We start from the raw sequence: 19,288 nt of genomic DNA, 5'->3' as shown, positions 1-19,288 counted from the left end.
CCGCCCCGCCCGCCGATACGTTTGCGGGCGGAATCCGGGGGAGGGGCTTTCCGTAGAAAGCTTCCTCCCCCGGATGTCCTCCGCAGCCGATTTTTTGCCCTTTGCGGCTTGACGTTACGCGCCAGTGTCGTATGTTGTGCTGCGCCACGGGTCATTCTCCGTGGCGGATTCAGTCAAAAGGATGCGCACATGGGCAAAAGTCTCATTATCGTCGAATCTCCCGCCAAGGTGAAGACCATCAAAAAATTTCTGGGCCCCGGCTATCTGGTGCAAGCCAGCGTGGGCCATATCCGGGATCTTCCCAAAAGCAGCATCGGCGTGGATGAAGCCAACGATTTCGCCCCGGAATACGAAATCATCCAAGGCAAGGAAAAGGTCGTGCAGTCCCTGCGCGATGCGGCCTCCAAGGTGGACACCGTTTTCCTCGCCCCCGACCCCGACCGCGAAGGGGAAGCCATCGCGTGGCACGTCGCCGAGCTCTTGAAGGACAAGAATCCGAACATCAAGCGTATCCAGTTCAACGAAATCACCTCCCGCGCCGTACATGAGGCGCTGGATCATCCGCGCGACCTCAACGCCAACCTGTTTGACGCGCAGCAGGCCCGCCGCGTGCTCGACCGCCTCGTGGGATACAAGATCTCCCCGCTCCTCTGGAAAAACGTCAAACGCGGCATCTCCGCCGGGCGCGTCCAGTCCGTGGCCCTGCGCCTCATCGTCGAGCGCGAAGAGGAGCGGCAGGCTTTCGTGCCCGAAGAATACTGGCTGTTCAAGGCGATCCTTGAAGGCAGCGTCCCGCCGCCGTTCAAGGCCGAGCTCTGGAAAGTCGAAGGCAAGAAGCCGACCATCCCCAATGCCGAAACCGCCGATGCGCTCGAAAAGGCGATGAAGGGAGCCCCGTTCACGGTTTCCGCCATCGAGGAAAAGGAACGCAGCCGCGCGCCCATGCCTCCGTTTATCACGTCCACGCTCCAGCAGGCCGCCAACCAACGCCTCAGCTATCCCGCCAAGCGCACGATGAACATTGCCCAGCGCCTTTATGAAGGCCTTGAACTTGGCGATCGCGGCACGGTGGCGCTCATCACCTATATGCGTACCGACTCCGTGCGCATTGCGGACGAAGCGCAGAAAGCGGCGGCGGACTTCATCGAAAACCGCTTCGGCAAGGATTACCTCGCCCCCGGCGGCAAACGAAATTTCAAGACCAAGTCCGACGCGCAGGACGCCCACGAAGCCATCCGGCCCGTCGATGTGACCCTCACGCCCGAAGACGTCAAGCCCTACCTCGCCCCGGATCAGTATCAGGTTTACCGGCTCATCTGGTCGCGCTTCGTCGCTTCCCAGATGGCGGCGGCCCGCTTCCATGATACGACCGTGACCATCGACAACGGCCCGGTTCAATGGCGTTCCAAGGGCGAGCGCCTGTTGTTCCCCGGCTTCCTTGCGGTCATGCCGCGCGGCAAGGACGAGGAAGGCGTGGAGCTGCCCGCCCTTACCAAGGGCGAAACGCTCAAGCTCAACAGCCTGACCAAAGAGCAGAAGTTCACCCAGCCCGCCCCGCGCTTCACCGAAGCCTCGCTGGTGCGCGAACTGGAAGAGCTCGGCATAGGCCGCCCCTCCACCTATGCCTCGATCATCTCCACCCTTCAGGATCGCGACTATGTGACGCTGGAGGAAAAGCATTTCGCGCCCACGGACTTGGGCCGCGTGGTGTGCGACCGTCTGCGCGAGCACTTCAAGACGCTCATGGACGTGGGCTTCACCGCGCACATGGAAGAACTGCTCGACAAGGTGGCCGAAGGCCGGCAGGACTGGGTGGCCCTGCTCCGCAACTTCAACAACGATTTCGATCCCACGCTGCTCGAAGCCGCCAAGAGCATGGGCAAGGCCAAAACCGATACGGTGACGGATATCCCCTGCCCTGAGTGCGGCAAGCCGCTGGCCGTGAAGTTCGGCAAAACCGGGCAGTTCCTCGCGTGTACCGGCTACCCCGCGTGCCGGTATACCTCGAACTACACCCGCGACGAGCAAGGGAAGATCCACCTTCAGGAAAAGGTCAAGCCGGAATTTGAAAAAGTCGGAACCTGCCCCGAATGCGGCAAGGATCTCGTGCTCAAGCGCTCCCGCACCGGCAGCCGCTTCATTGCCTGCTCAGGATACCCGGACTGCAAGCACGCCGAGCCCTACTCCACCGGCGTCCCCTGCCCCCGTGAAGGCTGCAACGGCGTGCTTGTGGAAAAAAGCTCCAAGCGCGGCAAGATATTCTACTCGTGCAGCAACTACCCCCAGTGCGATTATGCCCTGTGGGACTGGCCCATCGCCGAGCCCTGCCCGGAATGCGGCTCCCCGCTGCTGGTGATGAAAAATACCAAGGCCAAGGGCAAGTTCATCGCCTGCCCCGAAAAGACCTGCAAGTATACGCGCCCCATCGAAGGCGGCAGCGAAGACGACGCGGAATAGTTTCCGTTTGACGGGAAAACGGGGCCGGGGTGACGGGCGCTTGCGGCGCTTTCCCCCGGCCTTTATCGGGATGCGCCTTTATCTGCAAGGCTGTGTCATAGAAAATGGTTGATGCTTTTTTCCTTGAAGTTTCAAAGGAATAACCAGCAAAACGCCTTAGCCATAGGTTTCGCCAAGGGGAAAACTGGAGAAAAAGGCTGTATTTTCACCACACTGTGGGATGAAACAACCGCATACTATGACAGAGCCATCCGCAAAAACTTTGCTGCGCGGCGGGGCATCGGCCGCATCGCCCCCGGCCTCGCCATTTGCATTTTATTCAAAAACTACTCAATATTACTCAAAAAAGAACTGGCAAAGGCGCTTTTCGGAGGCCGTTTTTCCGCCATTGAGCGGTATTTGCACGAACGGCGGGTTCAGGCTATAGTCATGCAGTTTATCCTGATCGCCAAGGATATGCCAAACCTACAAGCCGCAACCGGCCTGCCCTGTTCCGGCTCTCTTTTCCCACGCGGAACGGAGCAGCCGTTTATCTGAGCGTCGGCAGCCGTTTGTCATAGAGAGGGAGATTTCAATATGCCCATCAAAACATTTCCCATCGGGCCGCTTGAAACCAACTGCCACATCGTCATCAGCGGCCCGGACGCCGTCGCCGTCGATCCGGGCGGGGATTTGAGCAACGGCCTCGGTGAAGTCCTCGCCCTGCTCAAAGAACAAAACCTCACGCTTCGGGCCATCCTGTGCACGCATTTCCACTTCGACCATCTGTATGGCGTGGCGGCCCTGCATGAAGCGACCAGCGCCCCGGTCTACGGCCCCGCCGGGGACGCCTCCCTGCTCGGTACCGAGCTCGGCGGCAGCGGCGCATGGGGCTTCCCTCCGGTGACGACGTTCCAATGGGAAGATTTGAAGGAAGGCCCGCACACCTTCGGCTCGATCAAGTGTGAAGTGCTCACCACGCCCGGCCACACGCCCGGCAGCCTTTCCATCTATTTCCCGGAACTGAACAGCATCATGACCGGCGACCTGCTCTTCTACCACTCCGTCGGGCGCACCGACTTCCCCGGCAGCAGCCAGGAAGCCTTGCGCAAGTCGCTGCACAAGAAGATCTTCATCCTCCCTCAGGAAACCGAGGTGTATCCGGGCCACGGCCCCAACACCAACGTGGGCGAAGAACTCGCCAACAACCCGTACCTCTGGCTCTAACGGAACCGCCTTCCTTCCCGGTTCGCGGCCCCGAAAGCATATTCCTCATCTCATTGGAGAGATTTCATGGCTCAGCAGAGAAACATCAAGAAAGTGGTGCTCGCCTATTCCGGCGGGCTGGACACCTCCGTTATCCTCAAGTGGCTTCAGGTGAACTACGGCTGCGAAGTGATCACCATGACCGCCGACGTGGGGCAGGAAGACGACCTGAACGGCGTGGATGAAAAAGCCCTCAGGACCGGCGCGACCAAGGCCTATATCGAAGACCTGCGCGAAGAGTTCGCCAAGGACTTCATTTTCCCCATGCTCCGCTCCGGCGCCCTGTATGAAGGCCGCTACCTGCTCGGCACTTCCGTGGCCCGCCCGCTGATCACCAAGCGCCTCGTGGAAATCGCCCGTGCCGAAGGCGCCGACGCCCTCGCCCACGGCGCGACCGGCAAAGGCAACGATCAGGTGCGCTTCGAGCTGTCCGCCGCCGCCCTCGCGCCCGACCTGCGCGTGATCGCCCCTTGGCGCGAATGGGATCTGATGTCCCGTACCGCCCTGAACTTCTTTGCCGAACAGCACAACATCCCGATCTCCTCCGGCGCGAAGCACTACAGCATGGACCGCAACATGCTCCATTGTAGCTTTGAAGGCGGCGAGCTTGAAGATCCGTGGGAAGAACCCCTCGAAGCCTCCCACATCATGGCCGTCCCGTTCGAGAAGGCCCCCGATGAGCCCGAATACGTCACCATCACCTTCGAGCACGGCGATCCGGTTGCCGTGAACGGCGAAGCCATGTCGCCCGCCCAGATCATGGTGAAGCTGAACGAACTCGGCCGCAAGCACGGCATCGGCCGCGTGGACATGGTCGAGAACCGCTTTGTGGGCATCAAGTCCCGCGGCGTGTACGAGACCCCCGGCGGCACCATCATCTACGTGGCCCACAAGGACCTCGAAGGCATCACGATGGAACGCGAAACCATGCACATCCGCGACATGATGATGCCCTCCTACGCCGGAGCCATCTACAACGGTTTCTGGTATTCCCCCGAACGCGAAGCCATGCAGGCCTTCATCGACAAGTCGCAGGAACGCGTTTCCGGCACCGTGCGCCTGAAGCTCTACAAGGGCAACGCGTGGCCCGTCGGCCGCGAATCCAAGAACACCCTGTACTGCGCCGACCTCGCCACCTTCGAGGAATGCGCCACCTATGACCACAAGGACGCCGCCGGCTTCATCAAGCTGAACAGCCTCCGTATCCGCGGCTACCGCAAAGACCTCATCAAGTAAGATGGGTTGGTTGTGAACATTGGGAGGGGCGGGGAAACCTTTCTGGAGAAAGGTTCTCCCCGCCCCTCCCAAACCCTCCCCACCCCTTCCCAAGACTTTTGCAAGGGTCGATGCAGGGCGGGGAGGCTTGATACACAAACACGAGCATACGTCCCCCGGCAGGTTCCGGCCTGAATGGATGGGGTGTCTCTCGAAGCCTCTCAAGCGGAACGGCTCCCCGTGCGGCGCAGCCGTATGGGGAGCCGTTCCGCGCCGAGGGGGTTTGGGGGGCATCATGCCCCCCAGGCAGGTCCGGGCGGCAGCCCGGCCGCCGGAGGCGCACAGCGAACACGGAGACACCAATGGCGAAAGAAAAACTCTGGGGCGGACGGTTCCACGAAGGCACCGCCGCTTCCGTCGAAGCCTATACGCAGTCCATTTCCTACGACTGGGCCCTGTACAAGCAGGATATCGCCGGCTCGTGCGCCCACGCGCGTATGCTGGCCCGGCAGGGCGTCATCAGCGCCGAGGAAGCCGATCAGCTCGTCGCCGGCCTCGCCGCCGTGCGCGCGGAAATCGAAGACGGCACCTTCCAGTGGAAAAAAGAGCTGGAAGACGTCCACATGAACATCGAAAGCCGCCTCACCGAACTCGTGGGCGACGTGGGCAAGAAGCTCCACACGGGCCGCAGCCGCAACGATCAGGTCGCGCTCGACTTCCGCCTGTTCGTCTCCGACCGGCTCCGCGAATGGCAGCGCCTCGCCCGTGAGCTTACCGCCGTATACGTGACCCGCGCCGAAGAGCATCAGGATACCATCCTCCCCGGCTGCACCCACCTCCAGCCCGCGCAGCCCGTCAGCCTCGCCCACCACCTGCTCGCCTACGCGTGGATGCTCCGCCGCGATGTCCAGCGCATGGCCGACTGCGAAAAGCGCACCCGCATCAGCCCCCTCGGTGCGGCCGCCCTCGCCGGGACGACCTACCCGCTCGACCCCGCGTCCGTGGCCCGCGAACTGGACATGTACGGCACGTTCGACAACAGCATGGACGCCGTGTCCGACCGGGATTTCGTCATCGAAGCCCTGTTCTGCGCCAGCACGGCCATGATGCACCTTTCCCGCTGCTGCGAAGAAATCATCCTGTGGTCGAACCCGGCTTTCGGTTTCGTGAAGCTGCCCGACGCCTACGCCACGGGCTCCTCCATCATGCCCCAGAAGAAAAACCCCGACGTCGCCGAAATCATGCGCGGCAAGGTGGGCCGGGTGTACGGCGATCTGACCGCCATGCTCACCATCCTGAAGGGCCTCCCCTTGACCTACAACCGCGACCTTCAGGAAGACAAGGAACCTTTCCTCGACGCCGACCGCACCCTGAGCACGTCTCTGGAGCTTATGGCGGGCATGATGAAGGCCCTGCGCTTCGATGAAACCCGCATGGCCCGCGCCCTCACCGCCGGGTTCCTCAACGCGACCGAGCTTGCTGACTATCTGGTCACAAAGGGCATCCCCTTCCGCGAGGCCCACCACATTACGGGTTCCGCCGTGGCGCTGGCCGAAGGAAAGAACCTTTCCCTCGAAGCCCTGCCGCTTGACGCGCTTCAGGGCCTGTGCGACCGCATCGGCCCCGATGTGTTCGACGTGCTCGAATACCGCGCCGCCGTCGCCCGCAGGAACGCCCCCGGCGGCACCGGCCCGCTGTCCGTGGCCCGCCAGTTGGAAAAGATGAAGGCGTGGCTCCACGAAGGCAAGTAGTCCTCCCCTGACAAGCCAACGTGCCTCCGGCATAATCGCCGGGGGCACTTTTTTTGTCTTCTAACCGTTCAAAAACGCAAGGCTCTCGTGCGGAGCTGTCTCTTTTTTCCGTTGCTCCCCATTGACAGGATGATGGATTGGAGGCATCCTTTACGTGAATTGTCGAACAACCATGTTCGATAAACGTCTGTACGCTGGCCATGCGTCGCGGACAAAAGTTTAGAAGGCTCTTGTTGTCACCCAATATCGATAAAAAATGCCGAACGGACGCCCTCATGGGTGGGCAAAAAGATATTGATCCAAAAAGAACAAATGAGCCTGAAGGAGGAGTGGCTATGGAACTGACCAGAAGAGCGGTGCTTGGGGCACTGGGTGGCCTTGCCGTCGGCGGCACTGTTGCATCCGTTGTGGGAACCAGTATTGCGGCTGATCCCAAGACGAAGCGCTTTGAGCAGGCCAATGGGGACTTCGGCTGGAAACCCCATAAGCTTGATCCCAAAGAATGCGCCGCCGTCGCTTATGACGGCTATTGGCATAAGGGCTTGGGCTGCGCCTACGGTGCGTTCTACGCTATTGTGGGCCTTATGGGCGAAAAGTACGGCGCTCCGTACAACCAGTTCCCCTTTGCCATGCTCGAAGTCGGCAAGGGCGGCATTTCCGACTGGGGCACCATCTGCGGCGCCCTGCTCGGCCCCGCTTCGGCTTACGCCCTTTTCTGGGGAAGGAAAGAACGCAACCCGATGGTGTCGGAACTGTACCGCTGGTACGAAACGGCGAAGCTGCCCATGTTCAATCCCGGCGAAGCCGCCAAGGGAGTGAAGGGCGAGCTTCCTACCAGCGTATCTGACTCCGTGCTGTGCCACGTCTCCCTGAGCCGCTGGTGTTTTGAAAACAAGGTTGAGGCCAACTCCAAGGCCCGCAGCGAACGCTGCGGCCGCCTTACCGCCGACGTCACCTACAAGGCCGTCGAAATCATGAACGCCAAAATCGACGGGACATTCAAGCCGGCCCTCGCCGCCCCGCAGTCCATCAGCTACTGCGGCGAATGCCACGCCAAGGGCAAGGAAGCCGACAACATGAAGAGCGTCATGGACTGTACGCCCTGTCACAGCGGCAATGAGCACTTGATGGATAAGTTCAAAGATCATCCCTAAAGCCAGCTTTTCCACTGCCTAATGGGGCAGGGGGAATCCACATGCGTCCCGTGTGCCCTCATCCCCATTTGGAGCAGCATCCAAAGCCCCCCCATAAAAAGGGCATGTGCGATCCGGCAAATGCCGACGCCATGCCCTTTTCCTTTGTGCGCCAACACAAGAGACGCTTGTGTTCATGTATCCGGCGCAGTAGAATAACGCTATGAAAACCTCCACTCCGCATGCGTTTGCCCTGTTTTCCGGCGGGCTGGACAGCATTCTCGCTGCCCGCCTGATCATGGAGCAAGGGCTGGTTGTCCGTTGCCTGCATTTTGTCACCCCTTTTTTCGGCAAGCCTCAATTGATCCCCCACTGGGAGAAGGTGTACGGCCTTGAGGTGGAAGCCGTGGACGTCGGTGAAGCATTCGTGCGCCTCCTGAGGGAACGCCCTGCCCACGGCTTTGGGAAAGTCATGAACCCCTGTGTTGACTGCAAAATCCTCATGATGCGCAAAGCGCGGGAAATCATGAAGAAACGGGGCGCTTCATTCCTCATTTCCGGCGAGGTGCTCGGACAGCGCCCCATGTCCCAGCGCCGCGACACCCTCAATGTCATCCGCCGCGACGCTGAGGTCAGGGAATCCCTTCTCCGCCCGCTCAGCGCCCAGCTGCTCGATCCGACCGCCCCTGAAATATCGGGCTTGGTGGATCGCAGCAAGCTCCCCGGCATCTTCGGGCGTGGCCGGAAGTCCCAAATGGCGCTGGCCGAGCGGATGGGCCTGAAAGAAATCCCCACGCCCGCCGGGGGATGCAAGCTGGCGGAAAAGGAAAACTCCCGGCGCTATTGGCCGGTTCTGACGCGCCTCAAAGAGCCGACGGTTGAAGACTTTGAGTTGTCCAACATCGGGCGTCAGTATTGGTTTGGTGAGCATTGGTTGTCGATGGGCCGCAACGAAGCGGACAACTCGGCGTTGGAGCGTCTAGTCCGCCCCGGCGACGCCATACTCCGTGTGCGTGATTTTCCGAGCCCCTTCGCGCTGGCCCGTCAGCTCACCCCGTGGGACAACGAAACGCTTCAGGACGCGGCCAGCCTCGTAGCCTCCTATTCGCCCAAAGGCGTCCGGGCTGCGGAGGCGTCTCCAGACGGAACCATAGCCGTGCGTGTCCTGATCAACGGCGAGAGCACCTTCCTCAATGTGGTGCCCAAGCGCACCCCCGCCCTTCCGTGGGGCGAGCCCGAATTCATCGACGTCCGCAAGGCCATCAAAGCGGAGAACCGTCCCACGTTTGATGAGTAGTGGGGAAAGGCAAAGTGGGGAGGGGAGGAGGCCCCTTTCTGGAGAAAGGGCCCTCCTCCCCTCCCCACGCCCCTCCCCTCCTCCACCAAAGACTTTCACTCTTATGGAATCCCTCGCGGCGGCTTTTCCGTACTGCGGGGGATTTTCTTTGTGTATTCTGTCTGCTTTTTGGGGAAGGCTCTTTCACAGGATATGATTGGCATATTCATACCATGCGGTGAATATATAATATTTATTATAAGGCTCCTTGACCGAACCATGCCATTGATTCTTTATTGGGGATTTCAAAAAAAACATGGCTCTGTCATGGAATGTGGTGGCCGTGTCGCTAGCTAGATATAATCTATTGAAATTATTTAACTATTTTTAAACCATAAAAAGATTATTTTCAATAGTTTCAATATTTACATATAAAAACGGCGACACAATCTTGTTTTATCTCTACAGTATGGTGAAAATACAGCCTTTTTCTCCAAGTTTTCTGTTGGCGGGCTCCATGGCTGAGACATTTTATTGGTTACTCCTTTTGAGCTTCGAGAAAGCATCAACCGTTTCCTATGACACAACCAAAAATGTCAGTCTATATTACTATAAACGGTTGATGCTTTCTTAAGGTTTCAAAGGGATCACCGACAAAACGCCACAGCTATGGAAGCCGTCAGCAAAAAACGGACAAAAATCTATATTTTCAGTATATTGTGAATATAAAAGGCTGTGTCATAGAAAACGATTGATGCTTTTTTCCTTGAAGTTCCAAAGGGATAACTGGAAAAATACCTTAGCCGTGGCTCCCGCCAAGGGGAAAACCGGAGAAAAAGGCTGTATTTTTCACCGCACTGTGGAGATGAAACGACCACATACTATAGCAGAGCCATAAAAAAACAGCCACGCCCTATGATGGGGCTAAGCGTCAATGGGTTGCGATGACGAAACATTCGCCTTTTCGATGATTTTCTAAAAAATTTATTTTGAATTTCAGATGGTTGAAATGCGGTTTTCATTGCAAAAGTGAATGTCTCTGATGGCGGATCTTTTGAGAAAGAAGAAACGGGAACGGAGGGAGTTTTTCAAAAGCGGACTGGCGCAGAGGGACAGGCAAAAGTTGCGCGGCGGGCCATGAAAAGGGGCTTTGTACGCCCCATGATGGAAAACATTCTTTTCAAGCTTATCTGCCCTGCTCCGATCCGGTTCCCAGCAGAGACAGCACCTTGCTTACATAGGCTTGGGTTTCGGCGAAAGGCGGGATGCCCCCGTAGCGCAGGACGTTGCCCGGCCCGGCGTTGTAGGCGGCGAGTGCGAGATCGAGCCTGCCGAAACGGTCAAGCTGCTGGCGCAGGTAGCGGCTCCCGGCGTCCACGTTGGCCTCAGGATCGAAAGGATCGATGACGCCGAGCACCTGTTGCGTCCCCGGCATAAGCTGCATGAGCCCCTGCGCGCCTTTCCCGGATTCGGCGATGTTTTCAAAATTGGACTCCACCTTGATCACCGCCGCGATAAGCCGGGGATCGAGCCCGTATCGCTCGCTGGCCTTGGCTACGAGATCCCGCCAGACGGCGGGCGGGGGGAGCGCCCCTTTTCCGGCATGGGCGCGGAGAACCAGTTGAGGCGACACCATGCGCGGCAGGGACAGCGCCGCCGCATGGGGCGACAGCGCGTAAATGTCCATCTGGTCGAGCAGGTTTTCCGTAGGGATGGAGGGACGCGGCGGCAGGGGGCTTTCGGATTGGGTGCCGGGATTCACGGGGCGCAGGCGTTGGGCCGGGCGCTCGTCCGTCGAACGCTCCTCATGCAGGATGACGCCCGCCGAAGCCGTGCCGGACACGAACAGCCCCGCCGCCAAACAAAAACTCAGGACACGGATCACTCTGGCAACGCGAAATAGAGTTCGATGATATTCGACCGTTCGCAGTAGGCATAGGTATAGTGGGCCACTACGGACTTGATCAAATGGATGCCGAGCCCACCCACGGGGCGCTCGTCCACGCCGAGCGACACATCTGGAACCGGCGCCTCAAGGAAAGGATCGAAAGGCGCGCCCCAGTCCTGCACCTTAAAGCAGAAGTACGGCACGTTGTCGAGCCTCACTTCCCGGCAGGCGACCTGCGCTTCGCCGGGGGCATCCGGGTAGGCATAGCTGAATACGTTGACCAAAAGCTCCTCAGCGGCAAGCTCCACCTGCGGGATCAGCGGCCTGTATGCGGGAGGGATGGCCTCGTGGATAAAGGTATTGACATTCGCCAACTGCTCAAGGCTGGCCGGAACGCTGAGCGTCGCCATGATCGCCTCCTCAGGAAAGGGCGCTGACGGCCTCGTCGCGCGTGGCGTAAATGGGGAGCATGGAGCTGAATCCCGAAATCTTGAAAACTTCCGCCACCATCGACTGCATGGAACAGAACGCCAGCGTCGCCGCGGCGGCCTTACTCGCCTTAACCATCGTCAAAATAACCCGTAACCCTGCGGAACTGATGTATTCGACGCCGCCAAGATCCACCACGACCCTTTTGGCCCCGGAATCCAAAAGCTCGCGGCAGGAGGTTTCAAAAACGTTCGCCGTGGTTGCGTCAATCCTTCCGGTAAGCGCAATGATGCTGACGCAGCCCTGTTCCGATGTAACGACTTGCATACGTATTCTTCCTGATGTTGTTGCTATTTATAGCTTAAGAGCAATCCTTGACTGATCTTGAGCCACCCGTCAAGGGTCACGAAAAGCAGGAGTTTGAAGGGCAGGGAAATGGTCATGGGGGATACCATCATCATGCCCATCGCCAACAGGATGTTGGAGATGATGAGGTCGATGGCGATAAACGGCAGATACAGCAGGAACCCCACCTGAAACGCCTTGGTCAATTCGGAAATGGTGAACGCGGGCACGAGGATCAGCAGGTTGTCTTTGGAAATCCGATCATGCTGTTCCTTGGGCCAGATGCGTTTCGCCGTGCTCATGAAGGCCCGGAGCACGCCGTCCTCCGTATTGTCCGAGAGGAACTTGCGCAGCGGCGGCGACAGCTTGTCGACGATGCCGATGACTTCCTTAGGCGAAGGCTCCGCGCTGATCTGGAGTTTCTCGGCGATGTCCATCGTACTCATCATCATGGGGGCCATGATGAACAGGCTCAAGATGATGGCAAGGCCGTTCATGACCATCGCGGGCGGAACCTGCTGCACGCCGAGGGCGTTGCGCACGAGCGACGTGACCACAACGATCTTCACGTAGGACGTGACCATCATCAGGAAAAACGGGGCAAGGCCCAGCAGCGCCATGCCCGCAATGAAATACAACGGATTCACGCCCGTCATGCCTATTCTCCCGCCTTGCCGAGGCTGACGACCTGCACGCCGAGCGTCCCGTTCAGATCCACAAGCCGCCCCTTGCCGATGGATTTGCCGTTGGCGTACAGCGTGACCGGGGCGAGCGCATCGCCGCCGAACGCAAAGGTATAGCCGGGGGCGAGCGTCTCCACGTCCCGCACCGTCATGAGGCGGCGTTCCAGTTCAAAGGTCAGCGTCACTTCCAGTTCGCCGGCATCGACGCCTTCGGACGGCGCGGCCCCGGCAGCCGCATTGTTTTCGTCGGACATGGGCTCCTCCTCAGGGTTCAGGACGGAAAGGATGGTCGCGCGGCCCTCCGCAAGGGAGCAGGCGAACGCAAGGGAACGCGACGTGGCGCAGAGGCGGAGCGCAGCGCGGCCCTCGCGCGCCGGATAAACTTCCGGCAGCAGCACGTCGTCAGGTTCAAGGGAAGACAACTCGTTGACGGAAAGCCGCATACGGCCCGCTTCGAGGCTGACCGGAACCGGCACGTTCCCGGCAAGCCCCGGTGCGCGGCGGCGCGGCAGGGCGTCCAGACGTTCCGCCAGTTCAAGCGCGCTCTCCCGATCCGGCAGGCACAGCCTGACGGGGATCGGATACGCCTCTGCCGAGGCCGCCGCCGGGACGCGCAGCGTCAGGGGGAGCGCACAAACGGCCGGTTCCGCCGCCTTGATCATCCGAATGTTGCGGACAGCCAGCGGCACATGCAAAAAGGATTGGGCCAGTTCCGCCAGAGGAGCCGCCAGCAAGCCGAGAACCGCCAACTGGAGCGCCTCAGGCAACGCGGCGTCCGGAGGCACGTCCGCCACCGCCGGATGCAAAGCCAACAAGCGCAGGCTGCCGAGTTCCATGCGCCATGCCCGCTCGCCGCAAACGATGTCAAAAGCGCATACCGGAGGAACCGGGGCCGTAAGGTACGCGGTCTCCAGCGCGCACGGCGTACCGGCCACATCAATGGGCCACGGCTGCGCCCGCGTACACAGCAGGTTGAAGACGTGCGCCTCAAGCGGCGAAAGCGCCGGAGCCCGGAAAGGCAGTATCTCCATGTACTCCTCCGCCCCCGGCAATGGAGGGCTTGCTGCAAAAGGTTGCGGGCCGCGCCCCTTCAAACGGCTGGCGCGGCGTTCCTCCCCGTGCGCCGGGTTCAGGCATCCCGTCCGTCCGGGGCGACATACTCGCCGCGCGACTGCCGGCGCCCATCGCCGTTTTCGGCTTCGGCCCCGTCCCCTTCGGAAACCACTTCGACGCGGACATCCTTTTCAAACGGCTCAAGCCGCGCCTTCAAGGATTCCTGCGCGCCGACGAGGGTTTGAAAGGATGCGGCGTTGTCCGTCGCCAAACGAACCGACAGCATGCCGTCGATCCCGCGCTGAAGCCGGATTTCGGTTCCGGGGAGGATATCCTTGCCAAGGGTAAGGCGGATCTCGTGGCCCCCATCAGGCCCGGAAACCAGAATCCGCTCCACGAGCTTTTCCGCCAGCGCGCCCAAATCCGGGGCATCCCCGGACGGAGCCGCCGCTTCAGCCCGCGCCATGCGTCCGGCAAAAAGCGTATCCAGCGGCCCGGCCATCCGGGAAAACATGCTGGAAAGCCCTTCGGCCTCGGCTGGGGCATCCTCATCGGAAGCATGGGAATCCCCGCGCCCTTCGTCGGAACCTCCCCCGGAACCCTGCCGTTCGTCAAGCGGGCCCCGCCGCATGGCCTGCTGAAAGATGTCCACGTCCGCACCTGACGGCGCAGCCATCCCGGACGCCGCAGACCGGCCTTCAGCCTGTCCGAGCCGGGACATATCCACCTTCATAAAATCAGCCATGCGGCACCTCCCGCTTTTCTCCGGTTATGGACGGGTTGTTTCATTGTGAAAGGGCCATCATTCCAACCGATACGCAGCCCCCGAAAAGCCATACGCGCATGGCGGACACAAAAACATCTGGGAAGGGGGATACCTTCCGTATCGGCAGATTCCGGGACGCCGGAGGGGAAACGTCCCTCCAGAAAGCCTCCCTTTCCCGCAATGCCCCTGCCCATGCGGGGCGAAACGGCCTAAAACTCGCCTTCTGCCCCCTGAGGCGGCAGCGGTTTGAATTCTTCCATTTCCAAATCTTCCAGACGCTCGGCCTCGCGCTTGGCCTCGACGAGCCAAATATCCCGATGCGCCACGATCTTGGCCGTCTCGTGCTGGGCCTGCCGCGCGGCTTCCCTGGCCTTGCGCGCGTCCTCCTGACGTTTTTTCACGTCCTCAAGCGCGTTGGCAATGGCTTCTTCCAGCTTCAGCTCGCCGTCGGCCAACGCACCGAGCCCGGCCTTGAACACATCCAGTTCCTTGAGGCTCAGGCCCTTGCCCATGATCGCGTCATAGCGGCGCTCAACCTCTTCCTGACGCCAGACCTTGTAACGCTCCAGCTCCCTGCGGCACCGCTCCACCGCCTCCTGCGCCTCAACCACGGCGCGCTCGGCGGCGCTGAGGGCATTCTTTGCCGCATCCTCCCGGTATTCGCGCACTCTAAGCAATGGGGCCAGAGGATACTTTTCCACGCTCAGGCCACCACCTTATACAGCGCCTGCAACGTTTCCTCAAAAGTGCTTTTTTCGTCCAACCCCTGCCTGAGGAACGCGTTTACGGCGTTGATCCGGGCCAGCGCGTCGTCGGCTTCCTTGTCAGAGCCTTTCTTGTATTCGCCGATCTGCACAAGCAATTCCACCTCGGCGAACTTCGCCAGCACCTTGCGGAGCGCCTGCGCGGCTTTCTTGTGCTCCTTCGTAACGATGGCGTTCATGACGCGGCTGACGCTGGCCTGCACGTCGATGGCGGGGTAGTGGTTCGCCGCCGCCAGCTTGCGGGACAGGATGATGTGCCCGTCAAGGATGGAACGGGTTTCGTCCGCGATGGGCTCCGTCATGTCGTCGCCCTCCACCAGCACGGTATACAGCGCCGTGATGGAGCCCTTGTCCGAATTGCCCGCCCGTTCCATCAGCTTGGGAAGCGTCGAAAACACGGACGGGGGGAAGCCGCGCCGGGTCGGGGGCTCGCCCGCGGCAAGGCCGATTTCGCGCTGCGCGCGCCCGAAACGGGTCACCGAGTCCATCATGAGCAGAACGCTCTTGTGCTGATCCCGGAAATATTCCGCCACCGCCGTGGCCGTGTACGCGGCCTTGAGGCGCTCCATCGACGAACGGTCGGATGTGGAGACGACCAGCACGGCCTTTTTCCGCCCTTCCGGGCCAAGGTCGTTCTCAATGAACTCGCGCACTTCGCGGCCCCGCTCGCCGATCAGCGCCAACACGCACACGTCGGCGGAACAGCCTTTGATGATGCTGGACAAGAGCGTACTTTTACCGCCGCCTGCCGCCGCAAAAATGCCCATGCGCTGGCCTTCGCCGCAGGTAAGCACCCCGTCGAGCACGCGCAGGCCCAGAGAAATCGGCCTGTCGATGATCTTGCGGAGCATGGGGTTCGGGGGATCGGCGTAGACCGGATAATGAGTCCGGGGCTTGAGCGGCGGCCCGCCGTCGATGGGATCGCCGAGCCCGTTCAGGACGCGCCCAAGAAGATCCTCACCCACGGGCACGGAATGGATTTCCCCCGTCGGGATGACTTCGGTGGCGGGCGAAATGCCCTGCAAATCGCCGAGCGGCGTCAACAGGGCCACCTGCTTGACGAAACCCACGACCTCGGCCCGGAGCGTCCAATCCTCCCACGGGTTGCGCAGGATGCACAGTTCGCCGACCTTCACCCCCGGCACCACGGCCCGGATGATGGTTCCCACGACCTGCTCCACGCGGCCCCGCACCTCCACCGAGGCGGTGGACTGCACCGCTTCCTCAAGAAGCGCTCCGATATATTCAAAGGCCATAGGGCATCCGTCCGTTTATCAAACCATATCCGCGGGATGCGGCAGGCATTCGCCCGATTGCCCCGCAGGGGGAGACGTTCACGCGTTCAATGAAAACGACGCCATAGCAAGCCACAATGCCAACTGAACACGTCCCCCAAATATCAGAAAAGTGAATATCCCTGAGGGCACAGGTGGGCACCCTCCCCTTTCCCAATCGCGCCGCGAGCGGCATACGCCGCCCTGTACTGGGGGAACCGTATACACCAATGAACCGGGCCGCGCCCATATGTGGGGCCTGCGGCTGAATCGGCTGTCGGCGCTGCCACACCCGGTTGCGCGCTATGAAGCGATTTTGGCGCGCAGGGCGTTTTCCAGCGCCTTGAGCTGCGTCTCAAGGCTGGCGTCAACCACGCCGAGCTCGCTTTCCAAAAGGCACGCCCCCCGCTCAAGGCGCGCATCCGACACGACATCCAGAAAACTGGCCCCGCCCGGCGCGGAGGCCAGCATGGACGCCAACCCCTCCCGGACGGCCTTTTCGTCAGCGGGCGCCACGCGGATCGTCACATGCTGCTGATTGCGAACCGTCACCAGCGCATTGCGGACGATACGGACGATGCGTTCGTTTTCGTCAATCTCGCCGATGACCTTGCGCACGGCCGCCGTAACCACATTCACCAGCGTGGCCTCAATGCCTTCGATGTACTCGACCGACGACAGCACGGTCTCCATCACCTTCTCGGCATGTTCGAGGCGGCCTTCCTCCACGCCGTCGCGGTAACCTTCCTCGCGCCGCCGCTCATAGGCTTCCCCGGCCTTGCGCTCCATGTCGGCCACGCGCCCGCGGGCCGCGTCAAGCACGGCGTTGGCCTCAAGAAGTATGGCGGCTTCAGAGGCTTTGAGCACACGCGTCCCGGCGGAGGGGGTTACCGTGTCCCCGGTCAATCGAAACAGGGAGCCCATTGCGGCGCGACCTCCTTCAGCAACAGCTTCTTCAGACCAAACCATACGGCCCGCTGAACCGCGGGCGGCACTGACGGCGGCGCATCCTCAAGATTCCCGACGGCCCGTTCCTTCAAGGCGGCGGGCCAAGACGCGCGGCAAATGGCAATCGCCAGACGTCCGTGGCGCTGCATACGTTCCGGAAGCGGCTCCCGGACGTCGCGGCTCAGGAAAAACTGCCGCACACTGCCGAGCTGATATTGCCCGCGCTGGATGCCGTAGCGGTACAGCGGTTCCCCCAGCGCCTCACGCAGGGCCAGGACAGGCTCGCGGGCGATGATGCGGGCCAGCTCCGCAGCGTGGACGCACACGCCGAACACCTTGCCCAGACGCTCCAGCTCTTCCGCGCTCAGGAAGGCCAAGCGCCGTGACTCGTCGGTGAAATCCCAAAAGCCTTCTTCCGGCGGGGCGACAGGCCACGCCAATACGGGCGAGCCGCGCCGCGACAGTTCCGCCGCCACAACCGCCGCGTCCAAACCGGGAACGCGCCACTCTTCGGGGCAGTCCGGCACAGCGGAATCCAAGCGGCCGTTGAAGGACAGCATAGCCCGAAACAGCGCGGGTTTCCGCACAATGATGTCCGAAAAAAACGAGGTGTGCATACCTGTCCGGCGTGCCGGCGTTACGACGGCTGATCTTCCGAGGCGTTCGCCGCCTCTTTGCGCTTCCGCAGGGCATCACGCAGGGAAAGCGCCAACAGCACAAGCCCGGCGAGCACCGCCACAAAAACGATCCCGGCCCCGATCAGGGCATACGGCGGCCCGCTCTCCGGCGCAAGCGGCAATCCGAGGAATTTCGGGGCCGGCTGCATGGGCACGGAAACCTGTTCCCGCACAGGAACAAGCATGACGGAGACACGTTCATAGTCGAGATCCGGCACGGCCTTGGACGTAAGCTCACGGATCTTGGCGACCAGATTGACGACGGGCGAGTCCGGGGTATGGCGGAGGAAAACGGCGGCGGAAGGCAGGATACGCGCATCGGTGGCCTGATCCGTGCCTCCGAGCACCACATGGACACGGGACGTCAGCACGCCGTCGATGCGGGAGAAGGTATCGGACAGCTCCTGTGAGATGGCGTAGGCCATGCGGGCCTGCTCTTCCGAAGCGGAGGAGATCATCCCCTGCCCGGAAAAAACTTTGCCGAGGTTTTCGTAGTCCGCCCGTGGGAGGTTGTTCTCCTTCAGGATTTCAAGGGACTGGACAAGCTGATCCTCATCCACGGACAAGGTGAACCCGGCTTTTCCGGCGGCGGTTTTCTCGGCCCGGATGCCGCGCTTGAGCAACGTGGACAGCATCGTATTGACCTGCGCCTCGGTCAGCCCGCGGTACACTTCGACCTGACAGCCCAAAAGCGCCGCGCAGAGCAGCAACACCAACAGGAACGGGAGCCGGCGCATCCCTTTTTTCCCGGATCTACGTGCTTCCGTCATATGTCCACGCCCCGTTTCCGTCACATTCTACCCCTGCTGCTTCAACAGCGATTCAAAACCCTGATTGACCTGCTGCGACAACTTCGCCCCGCCCGTGGCCTGTACCCGGAGCATCCCCACAAGAAACTGCAATTGGTACAGCTCCGCCGCGGAAGCGTTCCCGCCGCCGACCCGCTCAAGCAGCCGGGCCAGCTCCTGCACGCCGTCCGCTTGAACGGCATCCGCCCGCCCTTCCACGGCCTGCGGCCCGGAAGCCGGTTCCATCCGCATCGTGCCGCCGATGCCGTCAACCCGGCTCCCCTCAGGGATGCCGTACACGGGCCCTTCGGAGCGGCCCGAAGGGATTGCCGCATCCACCCGCGCCACGTCAGGAGTACCCTGCCCGGCCTCTTCAAGAAGCCCGCCTTCCCGTGAACCTTCGGCAGCGCCCTGCACGGACGGGCCGCCCTGCCCATCCGGTGCGTGCAGCGCATCCTCAAAGGCACGCACCAGCTCGGCGGGAGGCTCCCCCTGCGGGCCAAGGCTCCGCAGTTCGGCCCCCTTGGAGACGCCCAGTTTTTCCAGCGCCTCCAAAAGCTTTGAAGCCCCAAGACCGGAAATGTCCACAGCCACCT

Annotated in this window: 19 protein-coding genes; 7 read left to right on the top strand and 12 right to left on the bottom strand. The window is 61.2% G+C overall.

From position 1 onward, the window contains the following. Window positions 1-189: 189 nt before the first annotated feature. From topA to AC6I1V_RS13760, 7 genes are all read left to right on the top strand, one after another. Window positions 190-2,457 (top strand): type I DNA topoisomerase, encoded by a 2,268-nt coding sequence (gene topA, locus AC6I1V_RS13790; protein WP_479859449.1) that lies wholly within the window; start codon window positions 190-192, stop codon window positions 2,455-2,457. A 111-nt stretch (window positions 2,458-2,568) separates the two neighbouring features. Then, window positions 2,569-2,994 carry a hypothetical protein gene (locus AC6I1V_RS13785; RefSeq protein WP_497737077.1) on the top strand — a complete coding sequence of 142 codons (426 nt, stop codon included), beginning with the start codon at window positions 2,569-2,571 and terminating at the stop codon, window positions 2,992-2,994. A gap of 39 nt (window positions 2,995-3,033) precedes the next feature. Then, on the top strand, window positions 3,034-3,663 hold the full coding sequence (locus tag AC6I1V_RS13780) for an MBL fold metallo-hydrolase (protein WP_337432286.1): 630 nt from the start codon (window positions 3,034-3,036) through the stop codon (window positions 3,661-3,663). Window positions 3,664-3,729: 66 nt separating this feature from the next. Continuing rightward, window positions 3,730-4,938: an argininosuccinate synthase gene (locus AC6I1V_RS13775; protein ID WP_302552410.1), complete on the top strand. Its 1,209-nt coding sequence runs from the start codon at window positions 3,730-3,732 to the stop codon at window positions 4,936-4,938. 341 nt (window positions 4,939-5,279) lie between these two features. Continuing rightward, a complete protein-coding gene (gene argH, locus AC6I1V_RS13770) occupies window positions 5,280-6,668 on the top strand; it encodes an argininosuccinate lyase (protein WP_486854307.1) in 1,389 nt (462 codons plus the stop codon). A gap of 335 nt (window positions 6,669-7,003) precedes the next feature. Beyond that, window positions 7,004-7,822 carry a split-Soret cytochrome c gene (locus AC6I1V_RS13765; RefSeq protein ID WP_302552412.1) on the top strand — a complete coding sequence of 273 codons (819 nt, stop codon included), beginning with the start codon at window positions 7,004-7,006 and terminating at the stop codon, window positions 7,820-7,822. A gap of 202 nt (window positions 7,823-8,024) precedes the next feature. Continuing rightward, entirely contained in the window at window positions 8,025-9,098 is a 1,074-nt protein-coding gene (locus AC6I1V_RS13760; protein WP_486854308.1) for a tRNA(5-methylaminomethyl-2-thiouridylate) methyltransferase, read from the top strand. A gap of 1,165 nt (window positions 9,099-10,263) precedes the next feature. Here AC6I1V_RS13760 and AC6I1V_RS13755 read toward each other — a convergent pair. From AC6I1V_RS13755 to AC6I1V_RS13700, 12 genes are all read right to left on the bottom strand, one after another. Next, complete coding sequence (locus AC6I1V_RS13755) at window positions 10,264-10,962, bottom strand: lytic transglycosylase domain-containing protein (RefSeq protein WP_486854309.1); 699 nt, start codon at window positions 10,960-10,962, stop codon at window positions 10,264-10,266. Beyond that, the gene (locus tag AC6I1V_RS13750; protein ID WP_302552415.1) at window positions 10,959-11,375 is read right to left on the bottom strand and encodes an ATP-binding protein; all 417 of its coding nucleotides are present in this window, start codon (window positions 11,373-11,375) and stop codon (window positions 10,959-10,961) included. The genes AC6I1V_RS13755 and AC6I1V_RS13750 overlap by 4 nt, the downstream gene beginning before the upstream one ends. 10 nt (window positions 11,376-11,385) lie before the next feature. Further along, window positions 11,386-11,721 carry an STAS domain-containing protein gene (locus AC6I1V_RS13745; RefSeq protein WP_486854310.1) on the bottom strand — a complete coding sequence of 112 codons (336 nt, stop codon included), beginning with the start codon at window positions 11,719-11,721 and terminating at the stop codon, window positions 11,386-11,388. 23 nt (window positions 11,722-11,744) lie between these two features. Then, the gene (gene sctR / locus AC6I1V_RS13740) at window positions 11,745-12,395 is read right to left on the bottom strand and encodes a type III secretion system export apparatus subunit SctR (RefSeq protein ID WP_486854311.1); all 651 of its coding nucleotides are present in this window, start codon (window positions 12,393-12,395) and stop codon (window positions 11,745-11,747) included. Window positions 12,396-12,397: 2 nt separating this feature from the next. After that, window positions 12,398-13,453 (bottom strand): type III secretion system cytoplasmic ring protein SctQ, encoded by a 1,056-nt coding sequence (gene sctQ / locus AC6I1V_RS13735; RefSeq protein ID WP_486854312.1) that lies wholly within the window; start codon window positions 13,451-13,453, stop codon window positions 12,398-12,400. Window positions 13,454-13,551: 98 nt separating this feature from the next. Then, entirely contained in the window at window positions 13,552-14,220 is a 669-nt protein-coding gene (locus AC6I1V_RS13730; protein ID WP_486854313.1) for a type III secretion HpaP family protein, read from the bottom strand. Between the two features lie 230 nt (window positions 14,221-14,450). Continuing rightward, window positions 14,451-14,942 (bottom strand): type III secretion protein, encoded by a 492-nt coding sequence (locus AC6I1V_RS13725; protein WP_302552420.1) that lies wholly within the window; start codon window positions 14,940-14,942, stop codon window positions 14,451-14,453. Between the two features lie 2 nt (window positions 14,943-14,944). After that, window positions 14,945-16,261 carry a type III secretion system ATPase SctN gene (gene sctN, locus AC6I1V_RS13720; RefSeq protein WP_005029293.1) on the bottom strand — a complete coding sequence of 439 codons (1,317 nt, stop codon included), beginning with the start codon at window positions 16,259-16,261 and terminating at the stop codon, window positions 14,945-14,947. A gap of 321 nt (window positions 16,262-16,582) precedes the next feature. After that, window positions 16,583-17,203 carry an HrpE/YscL family type III secretion apparatus protein gene (locus tag AC6I1V_RS13715; protein WP_302552422.1) on the bottom strand — a complete coding sequence of 207 codons (621 nt, stop codon included), beginning with the start codon at window positions 17,201-17,203 and terminating at the stop codon, window positions 16,583-16,585. Next, the gene (locus AC6I1V_RS13710; protein WP_486854314.1) at window positions 17,182-17,844 is read right to left on the bottom strand and encodes a sulfate adenylyltransferase; all 663 of its coding nucleotides are present in this window, start codon (window positions 17,842-17,844) and stop codon (window positions 17,182-17,184) included. Before AC6I1V_RS13710 ends, AC6I1V_RS13715 begins: the two co-directional genes overlap by 22 nt. A 20-nt stretch (window positions 17,845-17,864) precedes the next feature. Next, window positions 17,865-18,641: a type III secretion system inner membrane ring lipoprotein SctJ gene (sctJ, locus tag AC6I1V_RS13705; RefSeq protein WP_479859120.1), complete on the bottom strand. Its 777-nt coding sequence runs from the start codon at window positions 18,639-18,641 to the stop codon at window positions 17,865-17,867. 60 nt (window positions 18,642-18,701) lie between these two features. After that, window positions 18,702-19,280, bottom strand: a complete 579-nt coding sequence (locus AC6I1V_RS13700) for a hypothetical protein (RefSeq protein ID WP_486854315.1) — start codon at window positions 19,278-19,280, stop codon at window positions 18,702-18,704. Window positions 19,281-19,288: the final 8 nt, after the last annotated feature.

It is taken from the genome of Bilophila sp. T19-St14 (assembly GCF_059728385.1).
Note: the sequence above shows the minus strand (reverse complement) of the source record. Positions and strands in the feature narration are given on the sequence as shown.

Coding starts and splice junctions, on each gene's coding strand:
- topA (WP_479859449.1), top strand. CDS start 190: ATGGGCAAAAGTCTCATTATCGTCGAATCTCCCGCCAAGGTGAAGACC.
- AC6I1V_RS13715 (WP_302552422.1), bottom strand. CDS start 17,203: ATGGGCTCCCTGTTTCGATTGACCGGGGACACGGTAACCCCCTCCGCC.
- AC6I1V_RS13710 (WP_486854314.1), bottom strand. CDS start 17,844: ATGCACACCTCGTTTTTTTCGGACATCATTGTGCGGAAACCCGCGCTG.
- sctQ (WP_486854312.1), bottom strand. CDS start 13,453: ATGGAGATACTGCCTTTCCGGGCTCCGGCGCTTTCGCCGCTTGAGGCG.
- argH (WP_486854307.1), top strand. CDS start 5,280: ATGGCGAAAGAAAAACTCTGGGGCGGACGGTTCCACGAAGGCACCGCC.
- AC6I1V_RS13780 (WP_337432286.1), top strand. CDS start 3,034: ATGCCCATCAAAACATTTCCCATCGGGCCGCTTGAAACCAACTGCCAC.
- sctR (WP_486854311.1), bottom strand. CDS start 12,395: ATGACGGGCGTGAATCCGTTGTATTTCATTGCGGGCATGGCGCTGCTG.
- AC6I1V_RS13730 (WP_486854313.1), bottom strand. CDS start 14,220: ATGGCTGATTTTATGAAGGTGGATATGTCCCGGCTCGGACAGGCTGAA.
- AC6I1V_RS13785 (WP_497737077.1), top strand. CDS start 2,569: ATGCTTTTTTCCTTGAAGTTTCAAAGGAATAACCAGCAAAACGCCTTA.
- AC6I1V_RS13765 (WP_302552412.1), top strand. CDS start 7,004: ATGGAACTGACCAGAAGAGCGGTGCTTGGGGCACTGGGTGGCCTTGCC.
- sctN (WP_005029293.1), bottom strand. CDS start 16,261: ATGGCCTTTGAATATATCGGAGCGCTTCTTGAGGAAGCGGTGCAGTCC.
- AC6I1V_RS13760 (WP_486854308.1), top strand. CDS start 8,025: ATGAAAACCTCCACTCCGCATGCGTTTGCCCTGTTTTCCGGCGGGCTG.
- AC6I1V_RS13745 (WP_486854310.1), bottom strand. CDS start 11,721: ATGCAAGTCGTTACATCGGAACAGGGCTGCGTCAGCATCATTGCGCTT.
- AC6I1V_RS13775 (WP_302552410.1), top strand. CDS start 3,730: ATGGCTCAGCAGAGAAACATCAAGAAAGTGGTGCTCGCCTATTCCGGC.
- sctJ (WP_479859120.1), bottom strand. CDS start 18,641: ATGCGCCGGCTCCCGTTCCTGTTGGTGTTGCTGCTCTGCGCGGCGCTT.
- AC6I1V_RS13750 (WP_302552415.1), bottom strand. CDS start 11,375: ATGGCGACGCTCAGCGTTCCGGCCAGCCTTGAGCAGTTGGCGAATGTC.